This is a genomic window from Klebsiella terrigena (assembly GCF_006539725.1).
Taxonomy (GTDB): Bacteria; Pseudomonadota; Gammaproteobacteria; order Enterobacterales; family Enterobacteriaceae; genus Klebsiella; species Klebsiella terrigena.
In genome coordinates this window covers 139,080-155,052 of sequence record NZ_BJNO01000001.1, presented here as the reverse complement: position 1 = coordinate 155,052, position 15,973 = coordinate 139,080, and the positions used below count along the sequence as shown (strand labels likewise).

The window sequence follows — 15,973 nt, the reverse complement described above, 5'->3', positions numbered from 1 at the left end:
CCCTCTATTCACCGCGTGTTTTCTGCTGCTCCGCTTTTTTTATCTATTCTTTCAAACATTACAATAATTAAAACGACCAGCCTGCATAACAACCGCTGCTTTATTTTCTATTTTCCGCTTTTCAGATCGCTATTTTCTTTGGTTACGGTGCAATCGAGGGCAATATGCCAACACAAAATGAGAAAGATAATCATTACCTCTTAAAAGACTGGAGACCCGAAAACCCGGCATTTTGGGAAAACAAAGGCAAAAAGATTGCACGAAGAAACCTTTGTATTTCAGTTGCCTGCCTGCTACTCGCCTTCTGCGTCTGGATGTTATTTAGCGCCGTAGCGGTCAATCTTAATAAAGTCGGATTTAATTTCACTACCGACCAGCTCTTCTTATTAACCGCCCTTCCTTCGCTTTCCGGGGCAATATTACGCGTGCCCTATTCGTTTATGGTGCCAATATTTGGCGGGCGCTACTGGACGGTGATCAGTACCGTTATATTAGCGATCCCGTGCCTGTGGCTCGGTTTCGCGGTGCAGGACCCGGCGACGCCGTACTGGATATTTATCGCCATCGCCCTGCTGTGCGGTTTCGCCGGCGCCAACTTTGCCTCCAGCATGGGCAATATCAGCTTTTTCTACCCGAAGGCTAAGCAGGGCAGCGCGCTCGGCGTTAACGGCGGGCTGGGCAACCTCGGGGTCAGCGTGATGCAGCTGCTGTCGCCAATTTTCGTGTTCCTGCCGCTGTTTACCTTCCTCGGCGTGCGTGGCACCGAACAGCCGGACGGTTCGATCCTCTGGCTCGGCAACTCGCCGCTGATCTGGGTTCCCCTGCTGCTGATTGCCACCGCCGCCGCCTGGTTCGGCATGAACGATATCGCCGGTTCCAAAACGTCAATTCGTGACCAGCTGCCGGTGCTAAAACGTCCGCATATGTGGCTGCTGAGCCTGCTTTATCTCGCAACCTTCGGCTCGTTTATCGGCTTCTCCGCCGGCTTTGCGATGCTGGCGAAAACGCAGTTCCCGGACGTCAATATCCTGCAGCTGGCCTTCTTCGGCCCGTTTATCGGCGCCCTGGCCCGCTCGTTTGGCGGCATTATCTCAGACCGCCTCGGCGGGGTTAACGTGACGCTCGCCAACTTTGTCCTGATGGCGCTGTTCACCGGCCTGCTGTTTCTCACCCTGCCGGGCTCCGGCTCCGGCAGCTTCCTCGCCTTTTACGTGGTGTTTATGGGGCTGTTCCTCACCGCCGGCCTCGGCAGCGGCTCCACCTTCCAGATGATCGCCGTGATCTTTCGACAAATCACCGTCGATAGCGTCAAAAAACGCGGCGGGACCGACGAACAGGCCCAGCATGAGGCGGTGACCGATACCGCCGCCGCGCTCGGCTTTATCTCCGCCATTGGCGCCGTTGGGGGCTTCTTCATTCCCAAAGCCTTTGGCACCTCGCTGGCCATGACCGGCTCTCCGGTCGGCGCCATGAAGATCTTTTTTGTGTTTTACGTGGTTTGCGTGCTGGTGACCTGGCTGGTCTACGGGCGCCGCAAGCCGGCAACGAAATAAACAGAACAAGAAATACATGTTGAGCAGTGTAACCACGGGGGCGCAATCCCCCGTCAGGAGATAATGTCATGAGCAAACTACTGGATCGCTTTCGCTACTTTAAGCAAAAAGGCGAAAGCTTTGCCAACAGCCACGGCCAGGTGTACAACACCAACCGTGACTGGGAGGATAGCTACCGTCAGCGCTGGCAGTTCGATAAGATTGTCCGCTCCACGCACGGCGTAAACTGTACAGGCTCATGTAGCTGGAAGATCTACGTTAAAAACGGGCTCGTCACCTGGGAAACCCAGCAGACCGACTATCCCCGCACCCGCCCTGACCTGCCGAACCACGAGCCGCGCGGCTGCCCGCGCGGCGCCAGCTACTCGTGGTACCTCTACAGCGCCAACCGCCTGAAGTACCCGCTGGCGCGCAAGCGGCTGATTGAGCTGTGGCGCGAGGCGCTGACGCAGCACCCGGACCCGGTCAACGCGTGGAACAGCATCATGCAGGACCGGCAAAAATGCCTGAGCTACAAGCAGGCCCGCGGCAAAGGCGGGTTTATTCGTTCAACCTGGAAAGAGCTCAACCAGCTGATCGCCGCCGCCAACGTCTGGACCATTAAAAACTACGGCCCGGACCGCGTGGCCGGCTTCTCGCCCATTCCGGCGATGTCGATGGTCTCCTACGCCGCCGGTACCCGCTATCTGTCGCTGATCGGCGGAACCTGCCTGAGCTTCTATGACTGGTACTGCGACCTGCCGCCCGCCTCACCGATGACCTGGGGCGAGCAGACCGACGTGCCGGAATCCGCCGACTGGTACAACTCCAGCTACATTATCGCCTGGGGCTCCAACGTCCCGCAGACCCGGACGCCGGACGCCCACTTCTTCACCGAAGTGCGCTACAAAGGCACCAAAACCATCGCCATCACCCCGGACTATTCGGAGGTCGCCAAGCTCTGCGACCAGTGGCTGGCGCCCAAACAGGGTACCGACAGCGCGCTGGCAATGGCGATGGGCCACGTGATCCTCAAGCGCTTCCACCTCGATAACCCCAGCGATTACTTCCTCAACTACTGTCGCCACTACACCGATATGCCGATGCTGGTGATACTCGATCGCCGGGACGACGGTACCTGGGTGCCCGGGCGCATGCTGCGCGCTTCGGACCTGCTGGACGGGCTGGGCGAAAGCAACAACCCTGAGTGGAAAACCGTCGCCTTCAACGCCGAAGGAGAGCTGGTGGCGCCTAACGGCTCGATCGGCTTTCGCTGGGGTGAGAAAGGCAAGTGGAACCTCGAGCAGCTGGCGGCCGGTAAGGCGACCGAGCTGCGGCTCTCCCTGCTGGATATCAAGGATTCCGTCGCCGCGGTGGGCTTCCCCTACTTTGGCGGTAACGAAAACCCGCACTTTCGCAGCGTGAAGCAGGAGCCGGTGCTCATCCATCAGCTGCCGGTGAAGCAGCTGGCGCTGGCAAACGGTGAAAGCGGCCTGGTGGCGAGCGTTTACGATCTGGTGCTCGCCAACTACGGTCTCGATCGCGGCCTCGATGACGCCAACGCGGCGCAGGATTTTGCCGATCTTAAAGCCTACACCCCGGCCTGGGCCGAGCAGATCACCGGGGTGTCGCGCCGACACATCGAACAGATCGCCTGGGAGTTCGCCGATACCGCGCATAAGACCCACGGTCGTTCGATGATTATTCTCGGCGCCGGCGTCAACCACTGGTATCACATGGATATGAACTACCGGGGGATGATCAACATGCTGGTATTCTGCGGCTGCATCGGGCAGAGCGGCGGCGGCTGGTCGCACTACGTGGGCCAGGAGAAGCTGCGCCCGCAAACCGGCTGGCTGCCGCTGGCCTTCGCCACCGACTGGAACCGCCCGCCGCGCCAGATGAACAGTACCTCTTATTTCTACAACCACTCCAGCCAGTGGCGTTACGAAAAGCTCACCGCCCAGGAGCTGCTGTCGCCGCTGGCCGACGCCAGCCGCTTTAGCGGCCACCTGATTGATTTTAACGTCCGCGCCGAGCGCATGGGCTGGCTGCCGTCGGCGCCGCAGCTGAGCGTCAACCCGCTGACCATTAAGCAGCAGGCCGATTCCGCCGGACTCTCTCCCGCCGACTTCACCGCCCAGGCGCTGAAATCCGGCGATATCCGCTTTGCCAGCGAGCAGCCGGATAACGGCAAAAACCATCCGCGAAACATGTTTATCTGGCGCTCCAACCTGCTGGGCTCGTCCGGGAAAGGCCACGAGTACATGCTCAAATACCTGCTGGGCACCGACAGCGGTATTCAGGGCGATGAGCTGGGGGCAACGGACGAGGTGAAGCCGGAAGAGGTGGAGTGGCAGACCGCCGCCATTGAGGGCAAGCTCGACCTGCTGGTGACCCTCGATTTTCGCATGTCGAGCACCTGCCTGTTCTCCGATATCGTCCTGCCGACCGCCACCTGGTATGAAAAAGACGATATGAATACCTCGGATATGCATCCGTTTATCCATCCGCTCTCCGCCGCCGTTGACCCGGCCTGGGATGCGAAAAGCGACTGGGAAATCTACAAAGATATTGCTAAAGCCTTCTCCGAGGTCTGCGTCGGCCACCTTGATAAAGAGACCGACGTGGTGCTGCTGCCGCTGCAGCACGACTCCCCTGGGGAGCTGTCGCAGCCCTTTGACGTCTTCGACTGGCACAAGGGCGAGTGCGATCTTATCCCCGGGAAAACCGCCCCGACCATCGCGGTGGTTGAGCGCGACTACCCGGCGACCTGGGAGCGCTTTACCTCCCTTGGCCCGCTGCTCGACAAGCTGGGCAACGGCAGCAAGGGGATTTCGTGGAATACCCAGGATGAGGTCGATTTCCTCGGCAAGCTGAACTACGTCAAGCTCGACGGCCCGGCCAAAGGTCGTCCGCGCATCGACAGCGCGATAGACGCCAGCGAGGTGATCCTCAGCCTGGCGCCGGAGACCAACGGTCAGGTGGCGGTGAAGGCCTGGCACTCCCTCGGCGAATTTACCGGCCGCGATCACACCCACCTGGCGCTCAACAAAGAGGATGAGAAGATCCGCTTTCGCGATATCCAGGCCCAGCCGCGCAAAATCATCTCCAGCCCCACCTGGTCCGGCCTCGAGAGCGAACACGTGTCGTACAACGCCGGCTATACCAACGTGCATGAGCTGATCCCGTGGCGCACGCTTTCCGGCCGCCAGCAGCTCTATCAGGATCACCCGTGGATGCGCGCCTTTGGCGAGAGCCTGGTGGTCTATCGACCGCCGATAGACACCCGCAGCGTCAGCCGTATGAAGGAGATCCCGCCCAACGGCTTCCCGGAAAAAGCGCTGAACTTCCTGACGCCGCACCAGAAATGGGGCATCCACTCCACCTACAGCGAAAACCTGCTGATGCTGACCCTGTCGCGCGGCGGGCCGATCGTCTGGCTCAGCGAAGCCGACGCGAAGGAGCTGGGGATTGAGGATAACGACTGGATTGAGGCGTTCAACGCCAACGGCGCCCTCACCGCCCGCGCGGTGGTCAGCCAGCGCGTGCCGCCCGGAATGACCATGATGTACCACGCCCAGGAGCGAATCATGAACATTCCGGGTTCTGAAGTCACCGGCAGGCGCGGCGGGATCCATAACTCCGTCACCCGTATCTGCCCGAAACCGACCCATATGATCGGCGGCTACGCGCAGCTGGCCTACGGCTTTAACTACTACGGCACCGTCGGTTCTAACCGCGATGAGTTCATCATGATTCGCAAAATGAAAAACATTAACTGGCTGGATGACGAAGGTCGCGATCAGGTACAGGAGGCGAAAAAATGAAAATACGCTCACAGGTCGGAATGGTGCTGAACCTCGACAAATGCATTGGCTGTCATACCTGTTCGGTCACCTGTAAGAACGTCTGGACCGGGCGTGAAGGCATGGAGTATGCCTGGTTTAACAACGTCGAAACCAAGCCCGGCATCGGCTATCCGAAAAACTGGGAAGACCAGGAGGAGTGGCAAGGCGGCTGGATCCGCGGGATCACCGGCAAACTCACGCCGCGCCTCGGCAGCCGCGTCGGCGTGCTGTCTAAAATCTTCGCCAATCCGGTGCTGCCGGGGATCGACGACTATTACGAGCCCTTTACCTACGACTATCAGCATCTGCACTCCGCCCCCGAAGGCCAGCACCTGCCTACCGCCCGCCCGCGCTCGCTGATCAGCGGCAAGCGGATGGATAAAATCACCTGGGGCCCCAACTGGGAGGAGCTGCTCGGCGGCGAGTTTGAAAAGCGCGCCCGCGATCGCAACTTCGAGGCAATGCAGAAAGAGATGTACGGCCAGTTTGAAAACACCTTCATGATGTACCTGCCGCGCCTGTGCGAGCACTGCCTCAACCCGAGCTGCGCCGCCACCTGCCCGAGCGGCGCCATCTACAAGCGTGAAGAAGACGGCATCGTGCTGATCGACCAGGACAAGTGCCGCGGCTGGCGCATGTGCATCAGCGGCTGCCCGTACAAAAAAATCTACTTCAACTGGAAAAGCGGCAAGTCGGAAAAATGCATCTTCTGCTATCCGCGCATTGAATCCGGCCAGCCGACGGTCTGTTCGGAGACCTGCGTCGGGCGTATCCGCTATCTCGGGGTGCTGCTGTATGACGCGGACCGCATCGAAGAAGCGGCCAGCACCGAGCATGAAACCGACCTCTACGAACGTCAGTGCGAGGTGTTCCTTAATCCGCACGATCCGGCGGTGATTGAGGAGGCCCTGAAGCAGGGGATCCCGCATAACGTCATCGACGCCGCGCAGAAATCACCGGTTTATAAGCTGGCGATGGACTGGAAGCTGGCGCTGCCGCTGCATCCGGAATACCGCACGCTGCCGATGGTCTGGTACGTGCCGCCGCTGTCGCCGATCCAGTCGGTTGCCGACGCCGGCGGCCTGCCGAACAACGGCAGCATTCTGCCGGCAGTCGAAAGCCTGCGTATTCCGGTGCAGTATCTGGCTAACCTGCTGAGCGCGGGCGACACCGGCCCGGTGCTGCGCGCCCTGAAGCGCATGATGGCGATGCGCCACTACAAACGCTCCCAGACCGTAGAAGGCGTTACCGATACCCGCGCCATTGAAGAGGTCGGCCTCAGCGTTGAGCAGGTAGAGGATATGTACCGCTACCTGGCGATCGCCAACTACGAAGACCGCTTCGTGATCCCCACCAGCCATCGCGAAATGGCGGAGGACGCCTTCCCGGAAAAAAACGGCTGCGGCTTCACCTTCGGCGACGGCTGTCACGGCTCGGATACCAAATTCAACCTGTTTAACAGCCAGCGCATCGATGCGATCAATATCGGGGAGAGAGACTAATGCGCATCCTCAAGGTAATCGGTCTGCTGCTGGAGTACCCGGACGCCGTGCTGTGGGACAACCGCGAGGAGGCGCTGGCGCTGGTCAGCGCCGATGCGCCGGCCCTGCTGGCGTTTGTTGAACCGCTGCTGGCCGCGCCGCTGCTCGACCGTCAGGCCGAGTGGTGCGAAGTTTTTGAACGCGGGCGCGCCACCTCGCTGCTGCTGTTTGAGCACGTGCACGCGGAGTCCCGCGATCGCGGCCAGGCGATGGTCGACCTGATGAATCAGTACGAGCAGGCCGGCCTGCAAATCGACTGCCGCGAGCTGCCGGACCATTTACCGCTGTATCTGGAGTATCTCAGCACCCTGCCGCCGGAGGGCAGCCGCGAAGGATTGCAGAACGTCGCGCCGATTCTGGCGCTACTCGGCGGGCGGCTGAAGCAGCGCCAGTGCGAGTATTATCAGCTATTTGACGTGCTGCTGGCGCTGGCAGGCAGCAAACTTAATAGTGACAGTGTCACTAAGCAGGTGGCGGGTGAAAAGCGCGATGATACCCGCCAGGCGCTGGATGCGGTGTGGGAAGAGGAGCAGGTGAAATTTATCGAAGATAAAGCCACCGCCTGCGACAGCTCCCCGCTGCAAAACTATCAACGACGCTTTAGCCAGGACGTCGCGCCACAGTACGTTGACGTCCGTGCCGGAGGCCCGAAATGATACAGTACCTCAACGTCTTTTTTTACGATATCTACCCCTACCTCTGCGGCACGGTGTTTCTGCTCGGCAGCTGGCTGCGCTACGACTACGGCCAGTACACCTGGCGCGCCTCCTCGAGCCAGATGCTCGACAAGCGCGGAATGGTGCTGTGGTCAAACCTGTTCCACATCGGCATTCTCGGCATCTTCTTCGGCCACCTCTTCGGCATGCTGACGCCACACTGGGTCTACTCGTGGTTCCTGCCGATGTCGCAAAAGCAGCTGATGGCGATGATCCTCGGCGGCGCCTGCGGCGTGCTGACGCTTATCGGCGGCGCGGGCCTGCTGGTCCGCCGCCTGACCAACCCGCGCATTCGCGCGACCTCGTCGACGGCGGATATTCTGATCCTCAGCATCCTGCTGATTCAGTGCATTCTTGGCCTGACGACGATCCCCTTCTCCGCCCGGCACCCGGACGGTAGCGAGATGCTCAAACTGGTGGACTGGGCGCAGGCGGTGGTGACCTTCCACGCCGGCGCTTCGGCGCATCTTGACGGCGTGGCGATTATCTACCGCGTCCATCTGGTGCTGGGGATGACTATCTTCCTGATATTCCCCTTCACCCGGCTGGTCCACGTCTGGAGCGCACCGGTCGAGTACCTAACCCGCCGCTACCAGGTGGTGCGATCCCGGCGTTGAGGGGGAGGCCCGGCTGGCGTAGCCGGGCTATCAGGGCTGCAGCATTCCGTGCTGCAGCAGGAATTCCCACCAGGGAATGCCAAGAACCATATGGACCAGAAACGTGCATAGCGCCACGAGAGTGCCGATCGTCCACCACGACTTGATATCGTTATACCCCGACGCGAAGATAATCGGTCCCGCTGCGCCGCCATAGTGGGTAATGCAGCCGCCGTAGGAGTTTGAGAACAAAATGGCCAGCGCCAGCAGCACGGGCGCCGTTCCGGTGACCAGCCCTACCGTGGCGAAGACCGGCACCATCGCCGCTACGTATGCTCCGCCGGAAGCAAAGAAATAGCGCACCAGCACGCTCAGGAACACGATAATGACGATGGTCATATTGCCTGCGCTGAGGAAATCCAGATGCGCTGACAGGAAATCCGCCAGCCAACGGAAGAACCCCACCTTGCTGAGGGTGGCGCTGAGGCCAATAATGCCGCCATACCAAATCAGGGTATTCCAGCCGCCTTTATTTTGCTGAACATCACTCCAGCTGATGATATTAAACAGCAGTGCGCTCCCCATCGCGATAATAGCCACCGACGATTCATTCAGACCAAGATGACGAGAGAAGATCCAGCCTAATAGCGCGGCGATAAATACCACCACTAACCCCTTCTCTTTGTTATTCATTGGCCCAAGATTTTTAAGCCCGTCATTCGCAATGCCAATATTATCGATTCGTTTAATCTCCGGGGCGGACACCTTATAGCAGATATAGGGAATTAGACACAGCATCAATAATCCCAACGGCGCTCCTGCCAGCATCCAGCCGATCCAGCTAATATGAATATGGAAAATATCGGAAATTAACTGTAGCGCTAACGCGTTGCCGGCAAAGCCCGTTAAAAACATATAGCTGGTCGTTTTGGTGACCATATACACGTTGACCATCAGATAGCGGCCAGCTTTACAGGGTGATTCCTTCGGCGTTGAGCCTAATACCATCGCGATACTGTTGATAATGGGAAACACGACGCCACCTGCACGTGCCGTATTTGATGGCGTGGCGGGCGCCAGCACCAAATCCAATAGCGCGGTGACATATCCCAGCCTGAGCGTTGTGTTGCCAAATTTGAGGATAAACCAGTAGGCGAGCCGCTTCCCCAATCCGGTGGTGACGAACGCCGCGCTAAGCGTAAAGGCACTGAACACCAGCCAGGTTGTACCTGAAGCATACCCGCTGAGGACATCCATTGACTTCACCGGTGAATCGGCAAACTGGGTAATCGTAAAACAGGTTAATGCGACAGCAACCAGCATAATAACGGGTTCGGGATACGGTTTAATAACCAGCCCGACGATAGCGGAAAGGTATATCCCCGCGAGAATCCAGGCCTCGCGACTCAATTCATCAGGCGGAGGAATGAATATCGATAATAATATCACTACCGCAAGCAATATTGTTTTTAATACATTTGATTTAATCATATCTCACCCATGAGAAATGTTCCCTGAATAGCAAAGGCCTCTCTTCGGAGAAACCTCCGCTGACTAAAGATGATTATTCTAAAATAAATAACCGCTACAGATTAACCACTCGAATATTATCATCCCCGGCGGATTGATATTCAGTAAGCGTGTCGAAACTGAGATAGCGGTAGATATTTTCATTTGCATCGCTAAGTTTAACGGTATGGCTGAAATATTCGTCAACGGTTGGCATTTTTCCCAGGATAGCCGCAACGGTACTTAACTCAGCCGATGCCAGGAAGACTTTGGCATTCGTGCCCAGACGGTGCGGGAAATTTCGTGTGGAGGTTGACACTACGTGACTCCCTTCCCGCACCCTCGCCTGATTCCCCATGCAGAGGGAACAGCCGGCTGGCTCGATTCTCGCACCCGATTGAATAAACTGGTTAAAGTAGCCCTCTCTGGAGAGCTGTTGGGCATCCATTTTGGTCGGCGGCGCCAGCCACAGACGCGCCTGAGTTTCTTTCGCATCCGCCATAATTTTCCCTGCCGCGCGGAAATGGCCAATATTGGTCATGCAGGAGCCAATGAAAACTTCGTCAACTGGCGTACAGGCCACCTCTGAGAGCAGACGGGCGTCATCCGGATCGTCCGGCGCACACACGACCGGTTCGGTGATTTCAGCAAGATCTATGTCAATAACGGCCGCATATTCAGCGTCAGGATCGGCGGACAGAAGTGACGGGTTCGCCAGCCACGCCTCGATCTCAGCAATGCGCTTTTCGAGCGTGGCGGCGTTCTCATAACCCTGCTTGACCATCCAGCGCAGCAGCGCCGCATTTGAGCGAAGGTATTGCGTAACGTTCTCTTCCGCCAGGCGCATCACGCACGCTGCGGCAGAACGTTCAGCGGACGCATCGGCCAGCTCAAACGCTTGTTCCGCGCTTAGCGTCTCCAGCCCTTCTATTTCAAGGATTCGTCCGGAGAAAATATTGCGTTTATTCTTCTTCTCCACCGTCAGCAGCCCCTGCTTCCTGGCATAGAGCGGAATGGCATGCACCAGATCGCGCAAGGTGATCCCTTTTTGCATATCACCGCTAAATCGCACCAGTACGGACTCGGGCATATCCAGCGGCATAATGCCCGTTGCCGCGGCAAACGCCACCAGCCCGGAGCCGCCCGGGAATGAAATCCCCAGCGGGAAGCGGGTATGCGAATCCGCGCCGGTGCCGACCGTGTCAGGAAGCAGCATGCGGTTGAGCCACGAATGGATGATGCCGTCGCCCGGCTTCAGCGCCACGCCCTTACGGCGGGTGATGAACTGCGGCAGGGTTTCATGCAGCTGGACATCAACAGGCTTAGGATACGCCGAGGTGTGGCAAAAAGACTGCATCACCAGATCGGCGGAAAACGTCAGGCAGGCAAGATCGGTGAGCTCATCGCGCGTCATCCCCCCGGTGGTGTCCTGAGAACCCACGGTGCTGATTTTCGGTTCGCAGTACTGCCCCGGACGGATCCCCGAAACGCCGCAGGCTTTACCCACGATTTTTTGAGCCAGCGTAAAGCCAGCGCGCGATGGCACCGGTGTGCCAGGCTGGCGAAAGACCTCCGATGGCGACAGCTTCAGCGATTCCCGCGCTTTGGCCGTCAGGCTGCGTCCAATAATCAGCGGGATACGCCCGCCTGCACGCGCTTCATCCAGTAACACCTCGGTTTTAAGCGCGAATGTCGTTACCAGATGCTGGTTTTCCGTCTCACGAATTTCGCCCTGATACGGATACAGGTCGATGAGCATTCCGGTCGCCAGCGCGGAGACATCCAGTTCTATCGGCAAAGCGCCGGAATCCTCCAGGGTATTGAAGAAGATAGGGGCGATTTTGCCGCCAAACACAACGCCACCATTACGTTTGTTGGGGACAAAAGGGATGTCGTTCCCGATATGCCACAAGATGGAGTTGGTAGCAGATTTGCGCGATGACCCCGTTCCCACGACGTCACCAACGTAGACCAGCGGCCAGCCCGCCTCTTTTAATTCTGCCAGCTGGCGCAACGGACCGCGTACGCCCGGCTCGTCAGGGGTTACCCCTTCCCGGGCGTTGCTGAGCATAGAAAGCGCATGCAGCGGAATATCCGGGCGCGACCAGGCGACGGGGGCCGGAGAGAGATCGTCCGTGTTCGTCTCCCCGCTGACCTTAAAGACTTTCAGCGTGATCTTTTCTGGCACCGCAGGCCGACGCGTAAACCATTCGGCACGTGCCCAGGATTCGAGCACCCTTTGAGCCCAGGCGTTACCGCTCTTCGCTTTGGATTCGACCAGACTGAATTTTTCAAAAATAAGAAGCGTAGCAGACAGCTGCATTGCGGCAAGCGGGGCCAGAACGGGGTGGTCAAGCAGCTCAATCAGCGGCCTGACGTTGTAGCCACCCTGCATTGTGCCCAGCAGCGTGGTGGCCTCTTCGGGTGAAAGCCCGCTGATGCTGTGCTCCCCACGCGCGACCTTAAACAGAAAATCGGCTTTAACTTTTGCCGCAGGATCAACCCCGGGCGGCACGCAGCGGGTTAATAAATCAATGAATGCCTGATGGTGTTCGGACGCGTTATCGATTAATGCATTAACGACCGCCTGCGTTTGTTCAGCCGTTAACGGTTTTGCCGGAATCCCCTCGTTTGCACGCAGCGTCACGTGCTGATTGTAATCATCTAACATATGCTCTCCTGTTCAGGACAAAGCTGCCTGAGAGTTAATCGTAAATAGGTAAATGTCGTTAAAGTTGTTCGCAGAATTCCGTAAGTCGTTCGAGTCCGTATTGCCATTCCCCGTAACCAGACTCCGAATTAATATGCCCGGCTTCGCCGATATCGATTAAATGACCGCCCCAGCATGTGGCCCAGTACTGGGCTCGGGAAAAAGGCATCAGGGGATCGTTTTTACTCGCGAACAGGATGCAGGGAACGGATAGCGTCGTCGGCTGGATAGCCTCCTCCAGCCCAAAGAAAGCCGGTTCTGCCGGCGCCACCATAACGAGCCCGGCCACGTTGACCTGCTGCGTTTGTAAGAGCCTGCAGGACGCGAGGGCACCAAAGCTGTGTCCAACGAGGACCGCAGGCAGCCGGGAAACCGCAAGTTCTCGCCTGATGGCCGACACCCAATTTTCAATATCGGGCGCTAACCAGTTTTTCTGCTGTATGCGTTTCCAGACAGGTAAACGTCGCTCCCAGCAGCTCTGCCAGTGATATTCATCGCTGTCTCTCAGGCCCGGTACCAGAATCAGTGTGTAACGATCGCTGAGCTGCTGCAGGCGCTGTTCAATCATGACGTTTTCCTTATTTCGCTATTATTCGCGTGGGAATTTCGACAATAACCACCCAACGGCAAGAAGATCTGCGCTACCGCCGGGGCTTAAATTTCTTTTGACGCATTCCGAATTCATTCTGGTTAATGCTTTATCTAATTTTTCTGACGTCAGATTTTTAATGTTTAATAATCGTCTGGCGTAGCGTCGGACATAATTCAACCCGGCGATCCCACCGCGCGAAAGAAGATTCGTGTCGGGATTTTCTGCCATCAGCCCAAGCAACATTCTCAGCAAGGCCACACGTTCAGGTTCCCCCTGCCGTAACGATTTTTCCAGCACGGGAAGACCCGCGGTGCGCGCGGTCATAAAACCGCTGGCCGCTTCCCCCCTCGCCCCGGTGAACCCAAACGTCTGGAACAGCTGCTCGCCCTTCGTTTTTGCGACGCCCGATTTTTTCAGCTCCAGCTCGACAATGCCGGTACAGATAAGACGGGTTTCATTGCACAAGCTGCGCTGAGTGAGAGCTTCATCCCTTTGGCTCAGACGCCCTGCGGCGGCGCACAGCAGCCCCAGGGAGAAGATCCCGCCTTTATGGGTATTCACTCCGCCTGTAGCTGCAAACATCGCCTGTTCACACGCCAGTCCCGTCGGCCTGATTGCCCGCAGCGTTTGCATTCCCCCAAGCGATGCGGTCTCCTTGCCAACGTTAAAAAACAACGAAAACCAGGGAGCAACCGCCGCGATACTGGCCATAAACACGGTGAAGTTCATGTCCTGATGGGCGCCGCTATTGTCGCGATCCACCAGGCCCGGTTTCGGCGTTAAGGTGATTTCCCGATACATGGCTTCGGCCGCCAGTTCAGCGACGGAACGCTGAACACCGCATTCAGGATGCCTGGCAGGCAAAATAGTCATCGATTAACGCCTCCATGCTGCGCGTAAGTTCGGCCTGCGAATGACGTCGCGCGCGGGAGCACGCGTGCGCAGGTTCATGACAGATAAAGCATCTGCGCATCGGCTGCTGGATGGCATCTCTTTTCAACAGCCCCGTCTTCGGGCAGATGATATCGATATCCCAAAGCCGTCCCAGGCGATGGGTATCTTCAAGATGCGCCGTAACGTGCTTGATCATCCATGCCGGTGCCGCCACCGACCAGAGGGCTTCAGGCCCTGTCACCGGCCGCAACGTCTGGTGCCGACAGACGCGCCAGTGATGCCGCTGGAACACGGCACCGAGCGTCTCATCCGCAACGGCCATTACTCGCCTGGCGAGCTCGGTATCTTTGCGTTCCCCGGGCCAGACCAGCGTGACGGAAACCACGGTATGCTCAGACTGAAATAGCCACGCCTGCTGCCGTTTCGCCCGCTGCTCTCTGGCTGTCAGGATTTGCTCCAGAGAGACGATGGCGTTAGAGGCCTTATCCATCATATTGATTACTCCTTAACCTGGCGGACCACATCAATCACGCTGCCGTCGCGATAGCGCACCACGCCGACGATCCGCGAGGTAAATTCAACCGGCTTAGGCTCACCCGAAATAAGCAACGCTTTTTGATGCAACGCGTCGATATCGACAACGGCCAGGCCCGCAGCCATCAGACGCTCGCGGATCTCCGGACGGGCCGGATTGACGGCAATGCCGTGATCGGTCACCAGAACGTCAATACTTTCGCCTGGCGTCACCAGCGTTGTAACGCGTCTCACCACGGTAGGAATGCGGCTACGGATCAGCGGCGCAACCACAATGGTGAGATTGGCCGCTGCGGCCACATCGCAATGCCCGCCGGAAGCGCCACGCATGACGCCATCGGAGCCGGTCAGGACATTCACGTTAAACTGGGTGTCCACTTCCAGGGCGCTGAGAATGACCACGTCCACCCTGTCGCAGCAGGCCGCTTTTGCCGCCGGATTCGCATAGACGTTGGTTGATATCTCCACATGGTCGGGATTGACCGCCATTGACGCAGCTGCTGCACCGTCAAAGCTTTGCGTGTCGAGGATTTTTTCAATTAGCCCTTTTTGATGCAGATCGACAATGCTGCCGGTGATGCCACCCAGCGCAAACCGGGCGACAATGTTGTGCTTCCTCATGCGGGCTTCCATAAAGCGCGTACAGGCCGTTGACGCCGCGCCGGAACCGGTCTGAATGGAAAAGCCGTTGCGGAAATAGCCCGAGTGTTCAATAACGTCAGCGGCCGAACGCGCAATCATCAGCTCACGCGGATTGCTGGTGACCCTGGCAGCGCCGACGCTGATTTTTGCCGGATCCCCTACGCTCTCTATCTGAACAACATAATCAACCTGATCCTGGACGATACTCGCAGGCAGGTTCGGGAACGGTTTGAGGGTTTCGGTGAGAAGGACCACTTTTTTGGCGTATTTCGCATCGACCATCGCATACCCGAGCGAGCCGCACTGCGACTTCCCGCCGTTGCCGCTGGCGTTGCCGTATTCATCGCAGCAGGATACCGCCAGAAACGCGACGTCGATGGCAATCTCACCCTGTTGAATCAGGTTGACTCGCCCGCCGTGTGAGTGGATTTGTACCGGCTCGTCCATCAAACCGTGTGATATCGCGTCGGCGAGATCGCCACGCATGCCTGATGTGTAGATTTTGCTGATGACGCCGTTTCGGATGTGTTCAATCAGTGGCGTATTACAGGACATTAAGGAACTCGAGGCGAGCGTGAGTCCTTTAAGCCCGCGTTCAGCCAGCTTATCGATAACATAGTTGATGACCTTGTCCCCCTCGCGAAACGCGTGGTGGAAGGAGACCGTCATACCGTCATGAAGATCGCAGCGCGCCAGGACATCGTCGACGCTGGCAAACAGTTTGCGCTGATATTTTTGCTGAGCGTCAGAAAGATAAGGCGTCGCGGCATTAGCGCCGCTGAACGCAACGTATTCACGTCGGGTACCGGGAATGTCATGCAGGGTTTCAGTGAGGTTTGTCATCATTTTTCCTGTA

11 protein-coding genes are annotated in these 15,973 nt (G+C 57.9%); 5 read left to right on the top strand and 6 right to left on the bottom strand.

All coding sequences use genetic code 11. The features are described 5' to 3' along the window. Positions 1-164: 164 nt before the first annotated feature. The 5 genes from RTE01_RS00720 to narI all read left to right on the top strand — a co-directional run bounded on the left by RTE01_RS00720 (position 165) and on the right by narI (position 8,257). Positions 165-1,553 (top strand): NarK family nitrate/nitrite MFS transporter, encoded by a 1,389-nt coding sequence (locus RTE01_RS00720; RefSeq protein ID WP_041145411.1) that lies wholly within the window; start codon positions 165-167, stop codon positions 1,551-1,553. A gap of 68 nt (positions 1,554-1,621) precedes the next feature. After that, complete coding sequence (locus RTE01_RS00715; protein WP_141334542.1) at positions 1,622-5,362, top strand: nitrate reductase subunit alpha; 3,741 nt, start codon at positions 1,622-1,624, stop codon at positions 5,360-5,362. After that, positions 5,359-6,885 (top strand): nitrate reductase subunit beta, encoded by a 1,527-nt coding sequence (gene narH / locus RTE01_RS00710; protein ID WP_141334540.1) that lies wholly within the window; start codon positions 5,359-5,361, stop codon positions 6,883-6,885. The genes RTE01_RS00715 and narH overlap by 4 nt, the downstream gene beginning before the upstream one ends. Beyond that, positions 6,885-7,580 carry a nitrate reductase molybdenum cofactor assembly chaperone gene (gene narW / locus RTE01_RS00705; protein WP_076947208.1) on the top strand — a complete coding sequence of 232 codons (696 nt, stop codon included), beginning with the start codon at positions 6,885-6,887 and terminating at the stop codon, positions 7,578-7,580. The genes narH and narW overlap by 1 nt, the downstream gene beginning before the upstream one ends. After that, positions 7,577-8,257 carry a respiratory nitrate reductase subunit gamma gene (gene narI / locus RTE01_RS00700; protein ID WP_041145407.1) on the top strand — a complete coding sequence of 227 codons (681 nt, stop codon included), beginning with the start codon at positions 7,577-7,579 and terminating at the stop codon, positions 8,255-8,257. The genes narW and narI overlap by 4 nt, the downstream gene beginning before the upstream one ends. A gap of 30 nt (positions 8,258-8,287) precedes the next feature. On the opposite strand, the gene RTE01_RS00695 is transcribed toward narI, so the two are convergent. The 6 genes from RTE01_RS00695 to citF form a co-directional block, all read right to left on the bottom strand. Then, on the bottom strand, positions 8,288-9,727 hold the full coding sequence (locus RTE01_RS00695; RefSeq protein ID WP_041145406.1) for an anion permease: 1,440 nt from the start codon (positions 9,725-9,727) through the stop codon (positions 8,288-8,290). 94 nt (positions 9,728-9,821) lie between these two features. Beyond that, the gene (gene acnB, locus RTE01_RS00690) at positions 9,822-12,416 is read right to left on the bottom strand and encodes a bifunctional aconitate hydratase 2/2-methylisocitrate dehydratase (protein WP_141334538.1); all 2,595 of its coding nucleotides are present in this window, start codon (positions 12,414-12,416) and stop codon (positions 9,822-9,824) included. Positions 12,417-12,474: 58 nt separating this feature from the next. Beyond that, complete coding sequence (locus tag RTE01_RS00685; protein ID WP_041145404.1) at positions 12,475-13,023, bottom strand: RBBP9/YdeN family alpha/beta hydrolase; 549 nt, start codon at positions 13,021-13,023, stop codon at positions 12,475-12,477. Between the two features lie 21 nt (positions 13,024-13,044). Next, positions 13,045-13,920, bottom strand: coding sequence for a triphosphoribosyl-dephospho-CoA synthase CitG (gene citG / locus RTE01_RS00680; protein ID WP_041145403.1), 876 nt, complete (start codon positions 13,918-13,920; stop codon positions 13,045-13,047). Then, positions 13,892-14,434, bottom strand: coding sequence for a citrate lyase holo-[acyl-carrier protein] synthase (gene citX, locus RTE01_RS00675; protein ID WP_052474511.1), 543 nt, complete (start codon positions 14,432-14,434; stop codon positions 13,892-13,894). The genes citG and citX overlap by 29 nt, the downstream gene beginning before the upstream one ends. Positions 14,435-14,439: 5 nt before the next feature. Continuing rightward, positions 14,440-15,960: a citrate lyase subunit alpha gene (gene citF, locus RTE01_RS00670; RefSeq protein ID WP_141334537.1), complete on the bottom strand. Its 1,521-nt coding sequence runs from the start codon at positions 15,958-15,960 to the stop codon at positions 14,440-14,442. Positions 15,961-15,973 lie beyond the last annotated feature (13 nt).

Excerpts from the sequence above, each read along its gene's own strand:
- RTE01_RS00720 (WP_041145411.1), top strand. The coding sequence starts at position 165 with ATGCCAACACAAAATGAGAAAGATAATCATTACCTCTTAAAAGACTGG.
- RTE01_RS00715 (WP_141334542.1), top strand. The coding sequence starts at position 1,622 with ATGAGCAAACTACTGGATCGCTTTCGCTACTTTAAGCAAAAAGGCGAA.
- narH (WP_141334540.1), top strand. The coding sequence starts at position 5,359 with ATGAAAATACGCTCACAGGTCGGAATGGTGCTGAACCTCGACAAATGC.
- narW (WP_076947208.1), top strand. The coding sequence starts at position 6,885 with ATGCGCATCCTCAAGGTAATCGGTCTGCTGCTGGAGTACCCGGACGCC.
- narI (WP_041145407.1), top strand. The coding sequence starts at position 7,577 with ATGATACAGTACCTCAACGTCTTTTTTTACGATATCTACCCCTACCTC.
- RTE01_RS00695 (WP_041145406.1), bottom strand. The coding sequence starts at position 9,727 with ATGATTAAATCAAATGTATTAAAAACAATATTGCTTGCGGTAGTGATA.
- acnB (WP_141334538.1), bottom strand. The coding sequence starts at position 12,416 with ATGTTAGATGATTACAATCAGCACGTGACGCTGCGTGCAAACGAGGGG.
- RTE01_RS00685 (WP_041145404.1), bottom strand. The coding sequence starts at position 13,023 with ATGATTGAACAGCGCCTGCAGCAGCTCAGCGATCGTTACACACTGATT.
- citG (WP_041145403.1), bottom strand. The coding sequence starts at position 13,920 with ATGACTATTTTGCCTGCCAGGCATCCTGAATGCGGTGTTCAGCGTTCC.
- citX (WP_052474511.1), bottom strand. The coding sequence starts at position 14,434 with ATGATGGATAAGGCCTCTAACGCCATCGTCTCTCTGGAGCAAATCCTG.
- citF (WP_141334537.1), bottom strand. The coding sequence starts at position 15,960 with ATGACAAACCTCACTGAAACCCTGCATGACATTCCCGGTACCCGACGT.